The sequence below is a fragment of the Acidobacteriota bacterium genome (assembly GCA_030949985.1).
GTDB lineage: Bacteria > Acidobacteriota > Polarisedimenticolia > J045 > J045 > JALTMS01.
In genome coordinates, this window is sequence record JAUZRX010000021.1 from 93178 (window position 1) to 108005 (window position 14828).

The 14828-nt window shown below is 67.3% G+C and carries 11 protein-coding genes; 7 read left to right on the plus strand and 4 right to left on the minus strand.

Translation table 11 applies throughout. The annotated features are described in order from the left end of the window. Positions 1-30: 30 nt before the first annotated feature. The 4 genes from Q9Q40_05320 (at position 31) to Q9Q40_05335 (ending at position 4060) form a co-directional block, all read left to right on the plus strand. A complete protein-coding gene (locus Q9Q40_05320; GenBank protein ID MDQ7006630.1) occupies positions 31-1047 on the plus strand; it encodes an isoaspartyl peptidase/L-asparaginase in 1017 nt (338 codons plus the stop codon). Continuing rightward, on the plus strand, positions 1044-2501 hold the full coding sequence (locus tag Q9Q40_05325; GenBank protein MDQ7006631.1) for a hypothetical protein: 1458 nt from the start codon (positions 1044-1046) through the stop codon (positions 2499-2501). The genes Q9Q40_05320 and Q9Q40_05325 overlap by 4 nt, the downstream gene beginning before the upstream one ends. A 216-nt stretch (positions 2502-2717) precedes the next feature. Beyond that, positions 2718-3458: an endonuclease/exonuclease/phosphatase family protein gene (locus tag Q9Q40_05330; GenBank protein ID MDQ7006632.1), complete on the plus strand. Its 741-nt coding sequence runs from the start codon at positions 2718-2720 to the stop codon at positions 3456-3458. Positions 3459-3553: 95 nt separating this feature from the next. Further along, a complete protein-coding gene (locus Q9Q40_05335; protein MDQ7006633.1) occupies positions 3554-4060 on the plus strand; it encodes a nuclear transport factor 2 family protein in 507 nt (168 codons plus the stop codon). A 19-nt stretch (positions 4061-4079) separates the two neighbouring features. Here the strand turns inward: Q9Q40_05335 and Q9Q40_05340 are convergent, their stop codons facing one another. Beyond that, positions 4080-4655 (minus strand): CoA pyrophosphatase, encoded by a 576-nt coding sequence (locus Q9Q40_05340; GenBank protein MDQ7006634.1) that lies wholly within the window; start codon positions 4653-4655, stop codon positions 4080-4082. Positions 4656-4746: 91 nt separating this feature from the next. Between Q9Q40_05340 and Q9Q40_05345 the strand changes: the two genes are divergently transcribed. Then, on the plus strand, positions 4747-5820 hold the full coding sequence (locus Q9Q40_05345; protein ID MDQ7006635.1) for a branched-chain amino acid aminotransferase: 1074 nt from the start codon (positions 4747-4749) through the stop codon (positions 5818-5820). Positions 5821-5860: 40 nt separating this feature from the next. On the opposite strand, the gene Q9Q40_05350 is transcribed toward Q9Q40_05345, so the two are convergent. Both Q9Q40_05350 and Q9Q40_05355 read right to left on the minus strand, forming a co-directional pair. Beyond that, positions 5861-7963, minus strand: coding sequence for a prolyl oligopeptidase family serine peptidase (locus Q9Q40_05350; protein ID MDQ7006636.1), 2103 nt, complete (start codon positions 7961-7963; stop codon positions 5861-5863). A 34-nt stretch (positions 7964-7997) separates the two neighbouring features. Continuing rightward, positions 7998-8993 carry an aldo/keto reductase gene (locus Q9Q40_05355; protein ID MDQ7006637.1) on the minus strand — a complete coding sequence of 332 codons (996 nt, stop codon included), beginning with the start codon at positions 8991-8993 and terminating at the stop codon, positions 7998-8000. Positions 8994-9182: 189 nt separating this feature from the next. On the opposite strand from Q9Q40_05355, the gene Q9Q40_05360 reads away from it, so the two are divergent. Further along, positions 9183-12206 carry a DNA topoisomerase 3 gene (locus tag Q9Q40_05360; GenBank protein ID MDQ7006638.1) on the plus strand — a complete coding sequence of 1008 codons (3024 nt, stop codon included), beginning with the start codon at positions 9183-9185 and terminating at the stop codon, positions 12204-12206. Between the two features lie 105 nt (positions 12207-12311). Continuing rightward, complete coding sequence (locus Q9Q40_05365) at positions 12312-14018, plus strand: aminotransferase class V-fold PLP-dependent enzyme (protein MDQ7006639.1); 1707 nt, start codon at positions 12312-12314, stop codon at positions 14016-14018. A 69-nt stretch (positions 14019-14087) separates the two neighbouring features. Here Q9Q40_05365 and Q9Q40_05370 read toward each other — a convergent pair whose 3' ends face one another. Then, positions 14088-14732, minus strand: a complete 645-nt coding sequence (locus Q9Q40_05370) for a nucleoside monophosphate kinase (protein MDQ7006640.1) — start codon at positions 14730-14732, stop codon at positions 14088-14090. Positions 14733-14828 lie beyond the last annotated feature (96 nt).

The following is a 14828-nucleotide window of genomic DNA, read 5'->3' on the forward strand; positions in this document are numbered from 1 at the left end:
GCGGGCGGGGGCCCTTTCGGGAGTCGCAACATGGCCGCTGCCCGCTGGCTGTCGTCGATGACCCTCCTGGTTGCCGCGCTCGTCCTCGCCGGGGCCTGCGCTCCCGCCCCGAGCCCGGAGCCCGAGCCTCCCGGGACCTGGGCCCTGGCCATTCACGGCGGCGCGGGAGCCATCCCGCGAGACAGTCCTCAAGATCTCCAGCAGGCCTACCGCCGGAGCCTGTCCAACGCCCTGGAGACCGGGCGGCGCATGCTCGCCGAAGGTGCCGCCAGCCTGGACGTGGTAGAGACCGTGATTCGCCGACTGGAAGACGATCCCCTGTTCAACGCGGGCCGCGGAGCGGTCTACACCCATGACGGCCGCCACGAACTCGATGCCGCTCTGATGCGAGGCGAGGACCTGGCCTGCGGCGCCGTGGCGGCTCTGCGCACCGTTCGCCACCCGATCACCCTGGCCCGCCGGGTGATGGAGCGCACGCGTCACATCCTCCTGGTGGGAGAAGGAGCCGAGGCCTTTGCCGACGAGACAGGCGTCGAGCGCGTGGATCCCGCCTTCTTCGACACGGAAAGGCGCCGCCGGCAGTGGCTCGAATTCCTCGAGCGGTCCCGTCACCATGGCCCGGCGAACGAGGAAAGGAGCACGGTCGGGGTGGTGGCCCTCGACCGCCGCGGCCACCTGGCGGCGGGCACTTCCACCGGTGGACTGACCGGCAAACGCTTCGGCCGCGTCGGTGACGTGCCGCTGATCGGCGCCGGCACCTACGCCGACGACCGCTCCTGCGCGGTTTCCTGCACGGGAGTGGGTGAGGCATTCATCCGTCACAGCGTGGCGCACTCGATTTCGGCCCTGATGAGCCTGGCAGGCATGGACGTGCAGCAGGCCGCGCGAAGGATGATCCACGACGTGCTCGAGCCCGGCGTGGGAGGAGTGATCGCGGTGGGCCGGGACGGCACCCTGGCCCTCGAGTTCAACACCCCGGGCATGTACAGGGGGGCGGCGAACTCCAAGGGCTTGTTCCAGGTCGGCATCTGGGAAGACGGGCCGTGAAGCGACCCGCCCGGCAAGCAAGCCTTTTCCTGGCCACCGCACTGCTGTGTGCCGGCATTCCCGTCCCTGCCTCCGAACAGGCAGACGGGGTTTCCGCGATCGCGTGCCGGGGCGCGGGCGGTCCGACGCTCCTTCTCGAGGCCGGTCGCGTGCTGCTGCTACCCTCCCGCCGCACGCTCCTCCAGCCCCGACCGGCAGCCGTGTCCATGGCCTGCGACGATGACCTGCTGGTGCTGGGGCTGCCCGGACCCAGGGGCGGCGAGGTGCAAGCCTACGAGAGGCGGGGTTCGACCGTGTCGACCACCCCCTTCTTGAAGATCCCGCTGCGCTTCGTCCCCACGGACCTTCACCTGGTGGCCGGAACCGCCGTCGCGCCACGGGAACGCAGGAGAGGCTTCGAACTTGGCCTGCTCGACCTCGGCGGAAAGGAGCGCTGGATCCACCGCCCTCTGCCGGCACGACCGGCCGCCCTGGGGCCGGCTCCCGGGGGAGGCGCCCTGCTGGTGGCCGTCGGAAAGGACCTGCGCTCGTACTCCCTCGGCACCTTTCTCTCGCGAGATATCCTCCCCTTCGGGAATCGGATCACCGCCTTCGCCAGCCGCGAGGACAGCCCCCGCCTGGTGGTGGCCACCGGTCGTCGCGTCATGGCGGTGAACACCGGGGATCCTCGCCAGCGGGGCTCCCTGCCCCTGCGGGCCGAGATCACCCTGCCGGGCCAGGTCGTCAAACTCGCCCTGCCCGCCGGGGAAGGACCGCCCGTGGCCCTGGTGGAAAGCCCGCCCTCGGTGGTTTTCCTCTCTCCCGGCTCCCTGGCCCCGCTGGAGTCCTTCGCCCTCGATCGCGCCGCGGCCACCCTGATCGCCGAGGAGCCCGGCAAGGCGCTGGCGGTCTTCCCGGAGGGTGGCGTCCGGCAGCTTCGATTGCGCGTCCCGTGGCGAACGCTCCGGGACCGGCCGCCGTCTCCGGCCCAGCCCACGCGCCCCCCGACGCCTCCCGAACCCGCGCTGCCGGCGGCTCCCCGCGCCGCGCCCTCGCCTGCGCCGACGCCGGACGCTCTCCCCAGCCCCGTGGATCCGCCCCCCGCACCCTCCGCCGCTGTTCCTCCCGAGATCCCCGCCGTCGTCGCGCCTCGGGGGCCGGTCCAGCCGCCCCTCGATCTCGGCCGTCTTCCCGGCGGCACGGTGGCCGGAGCGCTCGAGGGCAAGGCCGCCTTGGTCAGGGAAGTCGTCTTTCAGGGACCCGACGACCTGCTCCGCGTAGAGCTGAGAGTCGCCCCGGAGAAGATCGGCGAGCGCTTCTATTACCGCGCCGAGAAGCTGCCCGAAGGTGACTACCGGGTCGTCCCCATGGGCTCCGGAGGAAGCAGCCTGCGCTGCCGCCCCCCTTTCGCCACTGTGCACGTGGGACCCGCTGAAGGAACGCGGGCCGACTTCCACATCCTGGGTCGCTGGTAAAACCCTTTGCCGGCCTCGCGGCCGTTCTTGCAGCGCAGCCTTGCGGACCCGGGTCCCCGGTCACGGGCGGCTCCGATCATGCCGGTCGCGCCGATCGTCCGGGGGCCTTGCGTGGCGGGAGTCCGGGTCCTGAAAATAGGCGGCCGCCGGACCGTTCCATCCGGACGGGCCGGTCCGCCGGTGAAGCGGGCTCCATGATGGATAGCCGGGAATCTCATGCGCCTGAGAGTCGTGACCTACAACATCCACCGCGCCATCGGCATCGACCGGAGATTCCGGCCGGAGCGCATCGTCCGCATCCTCTCCCACCACGACGCCGACCTGGTCCTGTTGCAAGAGGTCGACCAGGGGGTGCCGCGTTCGAAGCAACTGGACTTGGCGTGCGAACTGGCGATCCAGCTCGGCTATCCTCACTTTGCCGTGGGCCACAACGTCAGCCTGCGCAAGGGACGTTACGGTAACGCCACGCTGAGCCGCTTTCCCATCACCCGGGAACGCAACATCGACCTGACCATCGGCTCGCGCAAGCGTCGCGGTTGCCAGCATACGACGCTGTGGCTGGGGGGCGGATCCCGGAGCGACAACGTGCTGGAGGTGTTCAACCTCCACCTCGGCCTCTCCGCCCGGGAGCGGGAACTCCAGATCGGCTTGCTGCTGCGCTCCCGCGAGTTGGCTTCGCTGACCACGGACACGCCCTGCCTGATCGGGGGCGATTTCAACGACTGGCGCTCGTTGCTCAAGCCGGTGCTGACCCAGGCCCTGGGCTTCCACTTCGACACCCAACTCAGCACAGGACGTTCGATCAAGACCTACCCCTCCTTCGCCCCTCGAGGCGGGCTCGATCGGCTCTATTCCCGGGGCCGCCTCAAGCTCCTCTCGGCCCGGCGCTGCCGCCTGCGCGAGTCCCGCGTCGCCAGCGATCACCGCCCGATCATCGCGGACTACGAAATTCACTGAAAACGGGGGCCTCGAGCCAGGCTTCCAGTTCGGCCTCGAGCTGCTGTATGGTGGTCTCCCGATCTTCCAGGATCGACACCGAAGGAGGTGTGACGATGAACGCCAGGCCCATTCTCACGGTCTGCGCGGCGCTCTTGGCGCTGCTCTTCCTTCCGGGCTGCCCGGAGCCGGGTGATCCCGCGGCGGATCTCGCGGCCGTCACCGGCGTACTCGACCAGATCGCCACCGCCCTGAAGGCCGCGGATGTCGAAGCGATCATGGCCCTGTACGAAGACGAGCCCGCCCCCACGGGCTACTTCGTGGCCGGCGAGATGACCGGCAAGGACACCATCCGCCAGGGCTGGGAGACCTTCTTCGCCCACAACAAGGTGATCGCCATCGAGTTCAGCGATGTTCACAACAAGCTCGACCGGCACCTGGCGGCGATCTACTGCCTGTGGACGATGACGGTGGAAAGCGGTGGCGCCCAGCGGACCCTGAGCGGCCGGCTCACCTCGGTTCTGGGCAAGCACGAAGGGCGGTGGTACATCCATCACGACCACGTCTCGAGGCCCTTCACGATGCCGATCACGCCGACGGAGTCCGCCGAAAAGGCGCCGTAGAATCCGGCAGCGGGGGCGGTCACGCCATGCCGCCCGAGCGCCCTCCCAGCCGCTCGCACAGGCCGTGGAGAATGCCCGCGGTCACGCCCCAGATGTGCTGCTCGTCATGCTCGAGAACCCAGAAGGTGCGTTCCTCACCCTGGTATCGAGTAGCCTGCCGGCTGTAGCAGGCCGGGTCGAGCACCGTCTCCAGGGCGACTTCGAAAATCCCGGCCACCTCCCGGGGATCGGGGCGCAGGTCGAGCGGAGGCCGGAGCAGGCCGACCACGGGCACCACGGAGAAGCCCGTCACGGTATCGTAGGTCGGTAGAACGCCGGCCACCTCGACCCGCGCCGGATCCAGGCCGATCTCCTCCCGGGCTTCCCGCAGGGCGGTGACCACGGGGTCCGACTCGCCATCTTCGCGCCTGCCCCCGGGAAAGCTGACCTGCCCGGGATGCTGCGCGAGATGCGAGGTGCGCAGGGTCAGAAGCAATCCGGCGCCGGACTCGCGGCAGACCACGGGCACCAGCACCGCGGCGGGCAGGAGTCGCCCCCCCCTGGAGAACGCGGCTCCCCTCGCCGGCTTCAAGCAGCCCCTCAGGCGATCGATCATCCCGGTCCTCGATGGATGGGCGTCCATGTTGCGACGGGACCGATCTTACGGGAAGATGAGGCGTTCCCGCCGCCATTCCCAGGAGCTTTCCATGGAAATCAAGATCCGGGACGCCGGGCTGACCCCGAAAGAGACCCTTGCGGAAAAAACGAAGGATCCCGGCTTCGGACGCACCTTCTCGGACAGGATGTTCATCGCCCGCTGGAAGGATCCGGGGCCTTGGGAAAATGCCGAGATCATCCCCTACGGCCCCCTGAAACTCGACCCTGCGGCGAACGTGTTGCACTACGCCCAGGAAGTCTTCGAGGGCCTCAAGGCCTACGCCTGGGAGGACGGCCGGATCGCCCTTTTCCGGCCGGAGAAAAACGCCGAGCGCTTCAACAACTCGGCCCGACGACTCTGTATGCCCACCGTCGATCCCGACTTCTTCCTCGGGGCCGTCGAGAAACTGGTCAGCCTCGAGCGCGATTGGATTCCGCGAGACGGCCGGGGCGCCCTCTACGTCCGCCCCACCATGATCGGCACCGAAGCGGCGCTGGGGGTCAAGGCTTCCTCCGAATACCTTTTCTATGTCATCGTCGGTCCCGTCGGGCCCTACTTCCCCACGGGCTTCAAACCGATCAAGATCCACGTCACCACCGAGTATGTCCGGGCGGCGGTCGGCGGCATCGGCTTTGCCAAGACCTCGGGCAATTACGCCGCGAGCCTGTTGGCCGGAGAGATCGCCCGGCGGAAGGGCTGCTCCCAGGTGCTCTACCTGGACGCCAGGGAGGGGCGCTACATCGAGGAACTGGGGGGCATGAACGTCTTCTGCCGCTTTGGCGACACCCTGGCCACATCCCCCCTGACGGGCAGCATTCTGCCCGGCGTGACCCGGGACTCGATCCTTCGCCTCGCGCCCGATTTCGGCCTCAAGACGGAAGAGCGCCCGATCTCCATCGGTGAAATCAAGGAGCGGGCGGCGGACGGCTCGCTGAACGAGGTCTTCGCCGTGGGCACCGCGGCGGTCGTCACGGCCATCGGATCGCTGCTCTACGAGGACGAAGAAATCGTCATCGGCGACGGAGGCGTGGGCGAAATGGCCCAGAAGCTCTACGATCGCCTGACGGGCATCCAGTACGGCCGCCTCGAAGACCCATACGGCTGGATCCGCTTCATCGACTAGCGGCCCCGTTGACCGAGTCCTGGCGACGGGCGGGACTCGATCAACGACCAGCCAGTTGCCAGGCCAGGAAACTGTAGGTGTCGACCGCGTCCTCGATCTGCTCGGAGACCGGTGTGCCGCCGGCATGACCCGCCTTGGTGTGGTAGCGCAGTAAGATCGGCCGGTTCGACGCATTCGCCGCCTGGACCGCCGCCACCATCTTCCGGCCGTGGAGGGGCGCGACCCGGGTGTCACCGTCACCGGTGATCATCAGCAGCGCCGGGTACTCGGTACCCGGGCGGACATGATGGTAGGGCGAGTAGGCGTAGATCGTCTTGAACATTTCGGGGTCGTCGGCGGAGCCGTACTCGGGCACCCAGAAGCGCGCAACGAGAAACTTGTGATAGCGCACCATGTCGAGCAACGGGTAGGCGCAGATCACCGCACGTACCAGCTCCGGCCTCTGGGTCATCACCGCACCCACCAGCAATCCGCCGTTGCTGCCACCGGATATCGCCAACCGGTCGGAATCCGTATACCCCCGCCGAATCAGAAACTCGGCCGCGGCGATGAAATCATCGAAGGTGTTCTGCTTGTTCTCGAGCATGCCGGCACGATGCCACGGCTCGCCGAACTCGCCTCCTCCGCGAATATTCGCCACCGCGTAGAGACCTCCGTCGTCGAGCCACGGAATGATGACAGGGGAAAAACGCGGCAGCTTGCTGACGTCGAACCCCCCGTAGCCGTTGAGCAGAAGGGGGCGCGGCCCATCCCCCTCCAGGCCCTTGCGTCCGACGAGAAAGAGCGGCACCCGGGTACCGTCCTTCGACTCGAACCAGAGCTGCTCGACCCGGTACTGATCGGGATCTACCGGCAGGTCGGCCCGGAACCAGGTGCTGCGCTCTCCACGGCTCACGTCGTAGCGGTAGATCGTGCTGGGAATGTGGAAGGATTGGAAGGAGAAAAAGGCCTCGGCATCCTTCCAGCGCCCCTGAAGGTTGCTCACCGTACCCAACTCGTCGAAACGAATCTCTTCCAGCTCTCGTCCCTCGAGGTCGAATGAGCGCAGGCGCGTGACCACGTTTTCGAGGTAGTTGACGAACAGCCGCCCACCGACGAGAGCCATCGAGCGAATCACGGCGTTCTCGCGCTCGGGGATGATCTCCCGCCACTTCTCCTGGCCCGGATCACGGGCGTCGACCACCATCACCCGACCCGAGGGCGCCTGCCAATCCGTCTGCACCACCAGCTTGCCCTCGACGATCTGTCCGAAACTCCGTGAGGGCTGGCCGGCAACGGCTACGCGGAAAGGCCCGCCGTGTCGCAAATCCTTGATGTGAATCTCGGTCGGCCCCGCCGAGCCGTGGAGCACGTGAACGAAGAGAAAGGCGCCATCATCGGAAAGCGCGGGAACGATCAGTTCCCCGGGACCGAAACCCTCCCCGAAGAGGGCCGTGTCCCGCGCCGGATCGTCGCCCAGGGCGTGGTAGTAGACCGTGGTCCCCTCTTGCGTGTAGCGGGCATAGTAGAAGCCCTTTCCGTCAGGCGTGAACTCCGCGCTGAAGTAGCGCGAGCGCGGCATCACGTCCGGCAGATCTTCCCGCCGATCCACGTCGAAGACGCGATACTCCACCTCGTCCTGACCGCCTTGACGTACGGCGTAGAGCATCAGCCTGCCGTCGTCGCTGACGTCGACCAGGTCGACCGAACGGGTGTTGTCTTCGGTCCAGGGATGCGGGTCGATCAGCACCTGGTCTTCACCGGTGACACCCACCCGCATGTAGATCACGTACAGGTCCTGATCTTTGGCCCGGCGCAGGAAGAAGTAGCGCCCGGCCCGCTGGATCGGAACCCCTGCGCTGTCGGTCTGCATCAGCGGTGTGAGCCTCTGCAAGAGCTGATCGCGACCGGGGAGATCACCGAGCAAGGAGTCGGTGTAGGCATTTTGCGCCTCGATCCAGGCGCGGGTCTCGGGAGATTGCTGATCCTCGAGCCAACGGTAGGGATCGACGACACGGACCCCGTGGATCTCCTCGACCACTTCTTCGATCCGGGTCTGGGGGGGAGCAGGCAAAAGGTCCTCCTTTCGGCACCCGCTGGCGGCCAAGGTGATGAGCAGGAGTGGGGTCACGACACGAACGAACAGGCGGGAGCCGGTCATCATTCATTTCCTCCGGATTGGCGAGGCATCGTCCGCCTCAGGCGCGCCAGTCGGTGGGTGGATCGGGACGATTGCCCAGGATCTCGTCGATCCGAGCCATGATCTCCGGCGTCAGCCGTGCGGCGACAGGCAGGGCGGCCATGTTCTCGGTGACCTGGGAGGGACGAGAGGCGCCGGTGATCACGGTACTCACGTGAGGGTTGGCCAGGCACCAGGCCAGCGCCAGTTGGGCGAGGGAGCATCCCAGCTCTTCCGCCACGGGAGCCAGGGCCCGCACCTTGGCGATGGAGGCCTCGGCCCCCGGTCCGACGAGCCGTTCGCGGAGCCATTCGTAGCCGGGGAGGGACGCCCGCGTGCCCTCGGGGCAGCCATCGTTGTACTTGCCCGTGAGCAGGCCACTGGCCAGGGGGGACCAAATCGTCGTCCCCAGGCCGATGGAATCGTAGAGCGCCAGGTATTCCGCCTCGACCCGCTCACGATGAAGCATGTTGTATTGGGGTTGTTCCATGGTGGGAGGCTCGAGCCGCTCGCGGCGGGCGATGGCCCACGCCTCCATGATCTGCGCCGCGCTCCACTCGCTGGTGCCCCAGTAGAAAGCCTTTCCCTGGCGAACGACGTGATCCATGGCCCGCACGGTCTCCTCGATCGGCGTGTGCAGGTCGGGCCGATGGCAGAAGACCAGGTCCACGTAGCGCACCCCCAGCCTCTCGAGGGCGGCGTCGACTCCTTCGACGATATGCTTGCGGGAAAGGCCCCTGTCGTTGGGCCCGCCGCCCCCCCAGAAAATTTTCGTCGACAGCACCAGGTCGGAACGTTTCCAGCCCATCTTGCGCAGAATGCGGCCCATGACGATCTCCGCCTGGCCATCGGCGTAGACCTCGGCATTGTCGAAGAAGTTGACTCCCGCCTCGAAAGCCGCGGCCATGCACTCCTGGGCGGCGCTCTCGTCGATCTGTTGACCGACGGTGACCCAGGCGCCGAAAGACAGGGCCGACACCTGCAGGCCCGACCTACCCAGCCGTCTGTATTCCATGATCGAATCCTCTCGTGGTGACCCTCTCGTTCCGGGGAGTTTGCCGATTATCGGACGAACTGCGCTCAAAACCAAAGCGCGGTGCCTCCCCGGTCCGGAACGGGGCCTTGCGAGGAGAGTGAGACGCCGCGGACGGTCGCGTATCATCCAGTCGTCACCCGGGGCACCGTCCGCCGGGCGGAGATTCACGTGGCCGGTTTTCGCCTCATAGTCACCGAAAAACCGAGCGTCGCCCGGGACATCGCCCGGGTGCTGGGGATTTCCGGCCGAGGTGACGGCTTCATCGGCAAGGGTGCGACACGGATCTCCTGGTGCCTGGGGCACTTGCTCGAGCTGGCGCCGCCGGCGGCCTATGACGAGCGCTGGCGCTCCTGGCGGCTCGAGAACCTGCCGATCCTGGTCTCCTCGTTCCGGCTCTCTCCCCGCGAAGACTCGAAAGACCAGTGGCGCGCCCTGCGTGCCCTGCTCACCGACCCCCACCTCGAAGAGGTGATCAACGCCTGCGATGCGGGCCGGGAGGGCGAACTGATCTTCGCCTACGCCCGCCAGGCCTCGGGCTGCAAAGCGCCGGTGCGGCGGTTGTGGATCTCCTCGATGACCGACCAGGCGATCCGGGAAGGCTTTGACCGCCTGCGGGATGGCAGCGACTTCACCGCTCTCGAAGCCGCGGCCCGCTGTCGCAGCGAAGCCGACTGGCTGGTGGGCCTCAACGCGACCCGCGCCATGACCCTCCGGGCCCGCCGTGGCTCCGACTCCCGGCTGCTCTCCCTGGGGCGGGTGCAGACACCGACCCTGGCCCTGATCTGCCGGCGTGAACAGGAAATCGAGAACTTCGAGCCACAGACCTTCTGGCAGGTCCGGGTGCGCTTCGCCGTCGAAGACGGATCCTTTCTGGCCACCTGGACCCGGCCGGGAGTCAAGGGGGATCAGGCGGATCGCCTGGACAGCAAACAGGCGGCGGAGGCGATCTGCTCCCGCATCGAGGGTCGCGATGGAATCGTCACCCGGGCCGACGGCCGCCGGGTCAAGGAAAAGCCCCCCCTGCTCTACGACCTGACCGCCCTGCAGAAGGAAGCCAACGCCCGCTTCGGCCTGTCGGCCCAGAAGACCCTCGACCTGGCCCAGTCGCTCTACGAAAGAAAGAAAGTCATCACCTATCCCCGGACCGACGCGCGGCACCTGGGCAGCGACCTGGTCGACACCCTGCCCGGAAGGATCAGGAGCCTGGGATTCGGCCCCTACGAGAAGACGGCGGGGGAAATCATCGAAACCTGGCCACCGAAACTGGGCAAACGCGTGATCGATGACGCCGAGGTCTCCGACCACCACGCCATCATCCCTACGGGCAGCGATCCCCGCCGTGCGGGTCTCGACCCGGACGAGAAGAAACTCTTCGATCTGGTGGCCCGCCGCTTTCTCGCGGTCTTCCTGCCGGACGCGCTGTTTTCCGTCATGGCGGCCCGAACCTCCATCGGTGACGACCACTTCATCGCCCGGGGGCGCAGTTGCCTGGCTCCAGGATGGAGAGCCATCGACCCGCCTCGCTCGACCAAGAAGGAACGGGAGGTGATCCTGCCCGCCCTGGAGCCGGGTATGCAGGCCCGGCAAGCCGCGCACGAGATCCGCGAAGGCCGTACCAAACCGCCGCGGCGCTACACCGAGGCCACCTTGCTGGGAGCCATGGAACGGGCCGGCGAAGGACTCGAAGAGCAGGAACTCAAGCGGGCCATGAAACGGAACGGCCTGGGCACCCCGGCCACCCGGGCGGCGATCATCGAGACTCTCTTGCGCCGCAACTACGTACGCCGCGAGGCCGGCAGCCTGGTGCCCAGCGAAGAGGGCCGGGCCCTGATCGAATGCCTGCCGGTGGACGAGCTGCGCTCGGCACGGCTGACCGGCGCCTGGGAAGCCCAGCTGGTGGCCATCGCCGAAGGGCGTCACGACCGCGAGGAGTTCATGAAAGCGATCCGCACGCTGACCCGCCGGGTCGTCGAGGCCATCGCTTCCGCCGAGATCTCCGACGCGGGCCTCGCCACACTTTCGCGGCCGGAAGCCGCCGAGGGAGAGCCTTTCGGAAAATGCCCCTGCTGCGAAGGGGAAGTGCTGGCCGGTGCCCGGGGCTGGCGCTGTTCGGCCTGCAACCTCTCGATTCCCCGCTCCATCGCCCGGCGCGAGATTTCCGACCGGATGGCGCGCGCCCTGCTGAGCGCAAGGCGCTGCCCACCGGTCAAGGGTTTTCGCTCACGGGCCGGCAAGGAATTCCAGGCCGGGCTCGAAATCGACGAGAAGGGGGAAATCCGCTTCTTCTTTCCCGGTTCCGAGGCCCTCGGTGATTGCCCGGCCTGCGGCGAACCCGTCCGGCAGCGGGGCCGGGTCTACTCCTGCGATACGGGCCGCGACTGCCCCTTCGTGGTCTTCGCCGAAACCAGCGGACGCCGTATTCCCGAATCAAGCGTCCGGGAACTGCTCGAGAAAGGCCACTCGACTCTTCTCGAAGGCTTCGAACGTCGAGACGGAACCCGGTTCACCGGCCGGCTGGAGTGGAACGGCAGGCGGGTCGTGGTGGCGGCGCGGGATGCGCGTTCCGCCGCCGGATCGGTCGGCGCCTGCCCGCGCTGCGGCGAGGCGGTGAGCTGGCTCTCGGGAGCCTGGCGCTGCCCGGGAGACGACTTCGAACTTCCAGCCAGGATCGCCGGCCGGCGCCTGGGAGCCGACGAGGTGCGGGCGCTGCTCACGGCGGGGCGCACGCCACGGTTGTACGGGTTCCGCAAGCGGGACGGCAAGCCCTTTCGAGCGGCGCTGGTGCTGGATCTCGAAGCCAAGCGCCTGCTGACCTTCGATTTCAAGCCCGTCGAAGACGAGCCCGCCCCTTCCCTTCCGGAGGGAGCGCCCCCGCCGGCCTTCGGAAAGTGGCGGGTCTGCCCTGCCTGCTTCGAGCGGGCCGATCCCGACCCGGGCTACGTCATCGCCGGCAAGGAGGCCTGGGGCTGTTCGAAATGGAGTCGAGGCTGCACGCTGAGGATTCCATTCATCATCGAGGGCCAGCGCCTGAACGAGGACGACGCCCGTCGCTTGCTCGGGCGCGAGAGAGCCACGCGCTATCTCCGCGGCTTGCACTCGGACCGCGGGAATCTTCCCGTCAGCAGGGTCGTGCTGCGCCCCCTCGAGGATCCCTGCTGGAAGCTCGAAGCCAAGGGCGGCCGAGAGCCGTAACCCCGGTCCGAACCGCGGCGGGCAAGTTCGACCGGGGACGGCTGGCCGCCGTCCCCGGCTGTGCGCTATGGTTGGCCCCCTACGCCGAGGAGGACACATCGGCCCATGAACGCGGCTCAGCGACGCCTGATCGAAAGGATTCGTGATTCCATCATCGGGGAGGACCGCGCCCTCGATGGCCCCTACGGCCTGCGCCGCGTGACCTATGCCGATTACACGGCCTCCGGCCGCTCGCTGTCTTTCATCGAAGACTTCATCGCCGGAGAGGTCCTGCCCCTCTACGCCAACACCCACAGCGAGACGTCCACCACGGGACGCCAAACCAGCCGTTTCCGGGAACAGGCCCGCGCCATCATCGCCGAGAGCGTGGGCGCCGGTGACGACGACGTGGTCATTTTCTGCGGCTCGGGAGCGACGGGAGCCATCAATAAGTTGATCGGTGTTCTCAACCTGCGCATTCCCGCGGAGCTGGACGCGCGCTATGGCCTGTCCCGGCGGATTCCGGCCGATGAACGGCCGGTGGTCTTCATCGGCCCCTACGAGCATCACTCCAACGAGCTGCCCTGGAGAGAAACTATCGCCGACGTGGTGGTGATCGACGAAGACGCCGACGGTCGCATCGACCAGCAGCACCTCGAGCGTGAATTGCAGAGCTACCAGCACCGTGCGCTGCTCATCGGAAGCTTCTCGGCGGCGTCGAACGTCACGGGCATCGTCTCCGACACTCGGGGCATTTCCATCCTTCTCCACCGCTATGGTGCGCTGGCGTTCTGGGATTTCGCCGCCGCGGCGCCCTACGTGCAAATCGAAATGAACCCGCGGCACGACGGCGCGGGAGGTGAACTGGCCTACAAGGACGCGATCTTCATCTCGCCCCACAAGTTCATCGGCGGACCCGGAACTCCCGGTGTGCTGGTGGTCAAGAAAGCCTTGCTGAAGAACGCCGTGCCCAGTGATCCCGGGGGGGGCACGGTTTCCTATGTCAGCAGTCTCCAGCACGACTACGTTTCCGACCCCGCGCATCGTGAAGAAGGGGGCACACCGGCGATCATCGAATCGATTCGAGCCGGCCTGGTCTTCCAGCTCAAGCAGGCCGTCGGTACGGACCTGATCGAAGAACTGGAAGCGGGTTTCGTCCGGCGTGCCATCGAGTCCTGGAGCCGCAACCCCAAGATCCAGATTCTCGGTAACCACGATTCCCAGCGGCTGTCGATCGTCTCCTTCCTGATCCGACACGGCGAACGCTTCCTGCACCACAACTTCGTCGTCGCCTTGCTCAACGATCTCTTCGGCATCCAAGCCCGTGGCGGCTGTTCCTGCGCCGGGCCATACGGCCACCGCCTGCTGGGTATCGACATCCAGCGCTCGATGCGTTTTCAAGAAGTGATCCGCGCCGGCTGCGAAGGCATCAAGCCCGGATGGGTGAGAGTCAATTTCAATTATTTCATCTCGGAAGAGGCCTTCTGCTACATCCTCGATGCCGTGCACCTGGTGGCGGAAGGCGGCTACCTGTTGCTTGACGACTACGAGTTCTCTTCGGACACGGGTCTCTGGCAGCACCGACACTGGCGCGACAAGCCGGGCCTCGGCCTGACGGATCTGAGTTACGAGCGGGGCAAACTGGAGTACCCGACGATGCATGTCGGCCAGCCCGAGAGTTGCCTTCAACGCTACCTCGAACAGGCCCGCGAGATCTTCGCGGAACGTCGCCGGCAAGGGCCGCGCACGCTCCCCCCCCCGGCCCTCGAAGAGAACCTGGAGCGCCTGCGCTGGTTTCCCCTCCCCGGAGAAGTCACCGCCGGTGCGCGCTGAACGCCCACCGCGCCCCACCCGGTGTTGCCGCCCCGGGGCACACCTTCCACGCCGTCCCGACCCGCAGGCTCAGCCCCTGCCGTCCGGGTCCGACAGGCCAAGGCCGGCGACCAGGTCTTCGGCCGTGGTCGTAAGCGTGACGGGAAGAGACAGGACCCGTACCCCGCGCCGCCGGTACCATTGCACCAGGGGCCGCGTCTCGGCTTCGTAGAGGCGCAGCTTCTCCCGAACATCTTCCGGAGCGTCATCGTCACGCCCGGCATGGTCCTCGCTCGATCCCCGACGACGGCGGGCCACACGGCCTGCGGCGACTTCTGCCGGGCAATGGAGCACGATCACGCGACTGATTTCCAGCAGGCCGCCGATCCTCCGGGCCTGGGCCACGTGTCGCGGTATGCCATTGAGAATCACCTTTCGATCCCCGGCCCGCCGCGCGAGGATCCCCTCGACGATGCGCGCAGCGAGGGGGAAATCCGCGTCGGGAAACAGGGACCTGGCGGCCAACAGCCGCCGAACGAAAGCCTCTTCCTCGGGGCTGAGGTCCACGACCCGGCGACCGGCGGCGATCTCCCGCAGGTGATGGCCGAAGTCCAAGTGGAAGCGCCCAGTCCTCCGGGCCAGCAGCTCTCCAGTCGGCGACTTGCCCGAACCTGTGGGCCCCACAAGCAACCAGGCGTCGCTGAGCGGCCCGGCGCGTGCGCCTCGACTCCACATCCCTGCGCCTCCACGGGACGGCATGGACGGTGTCCGCGGAAACGCGGACGACCCGGCCCGGCCGGGATCCTATCACTCACCGGGGCGGCGGTCGTT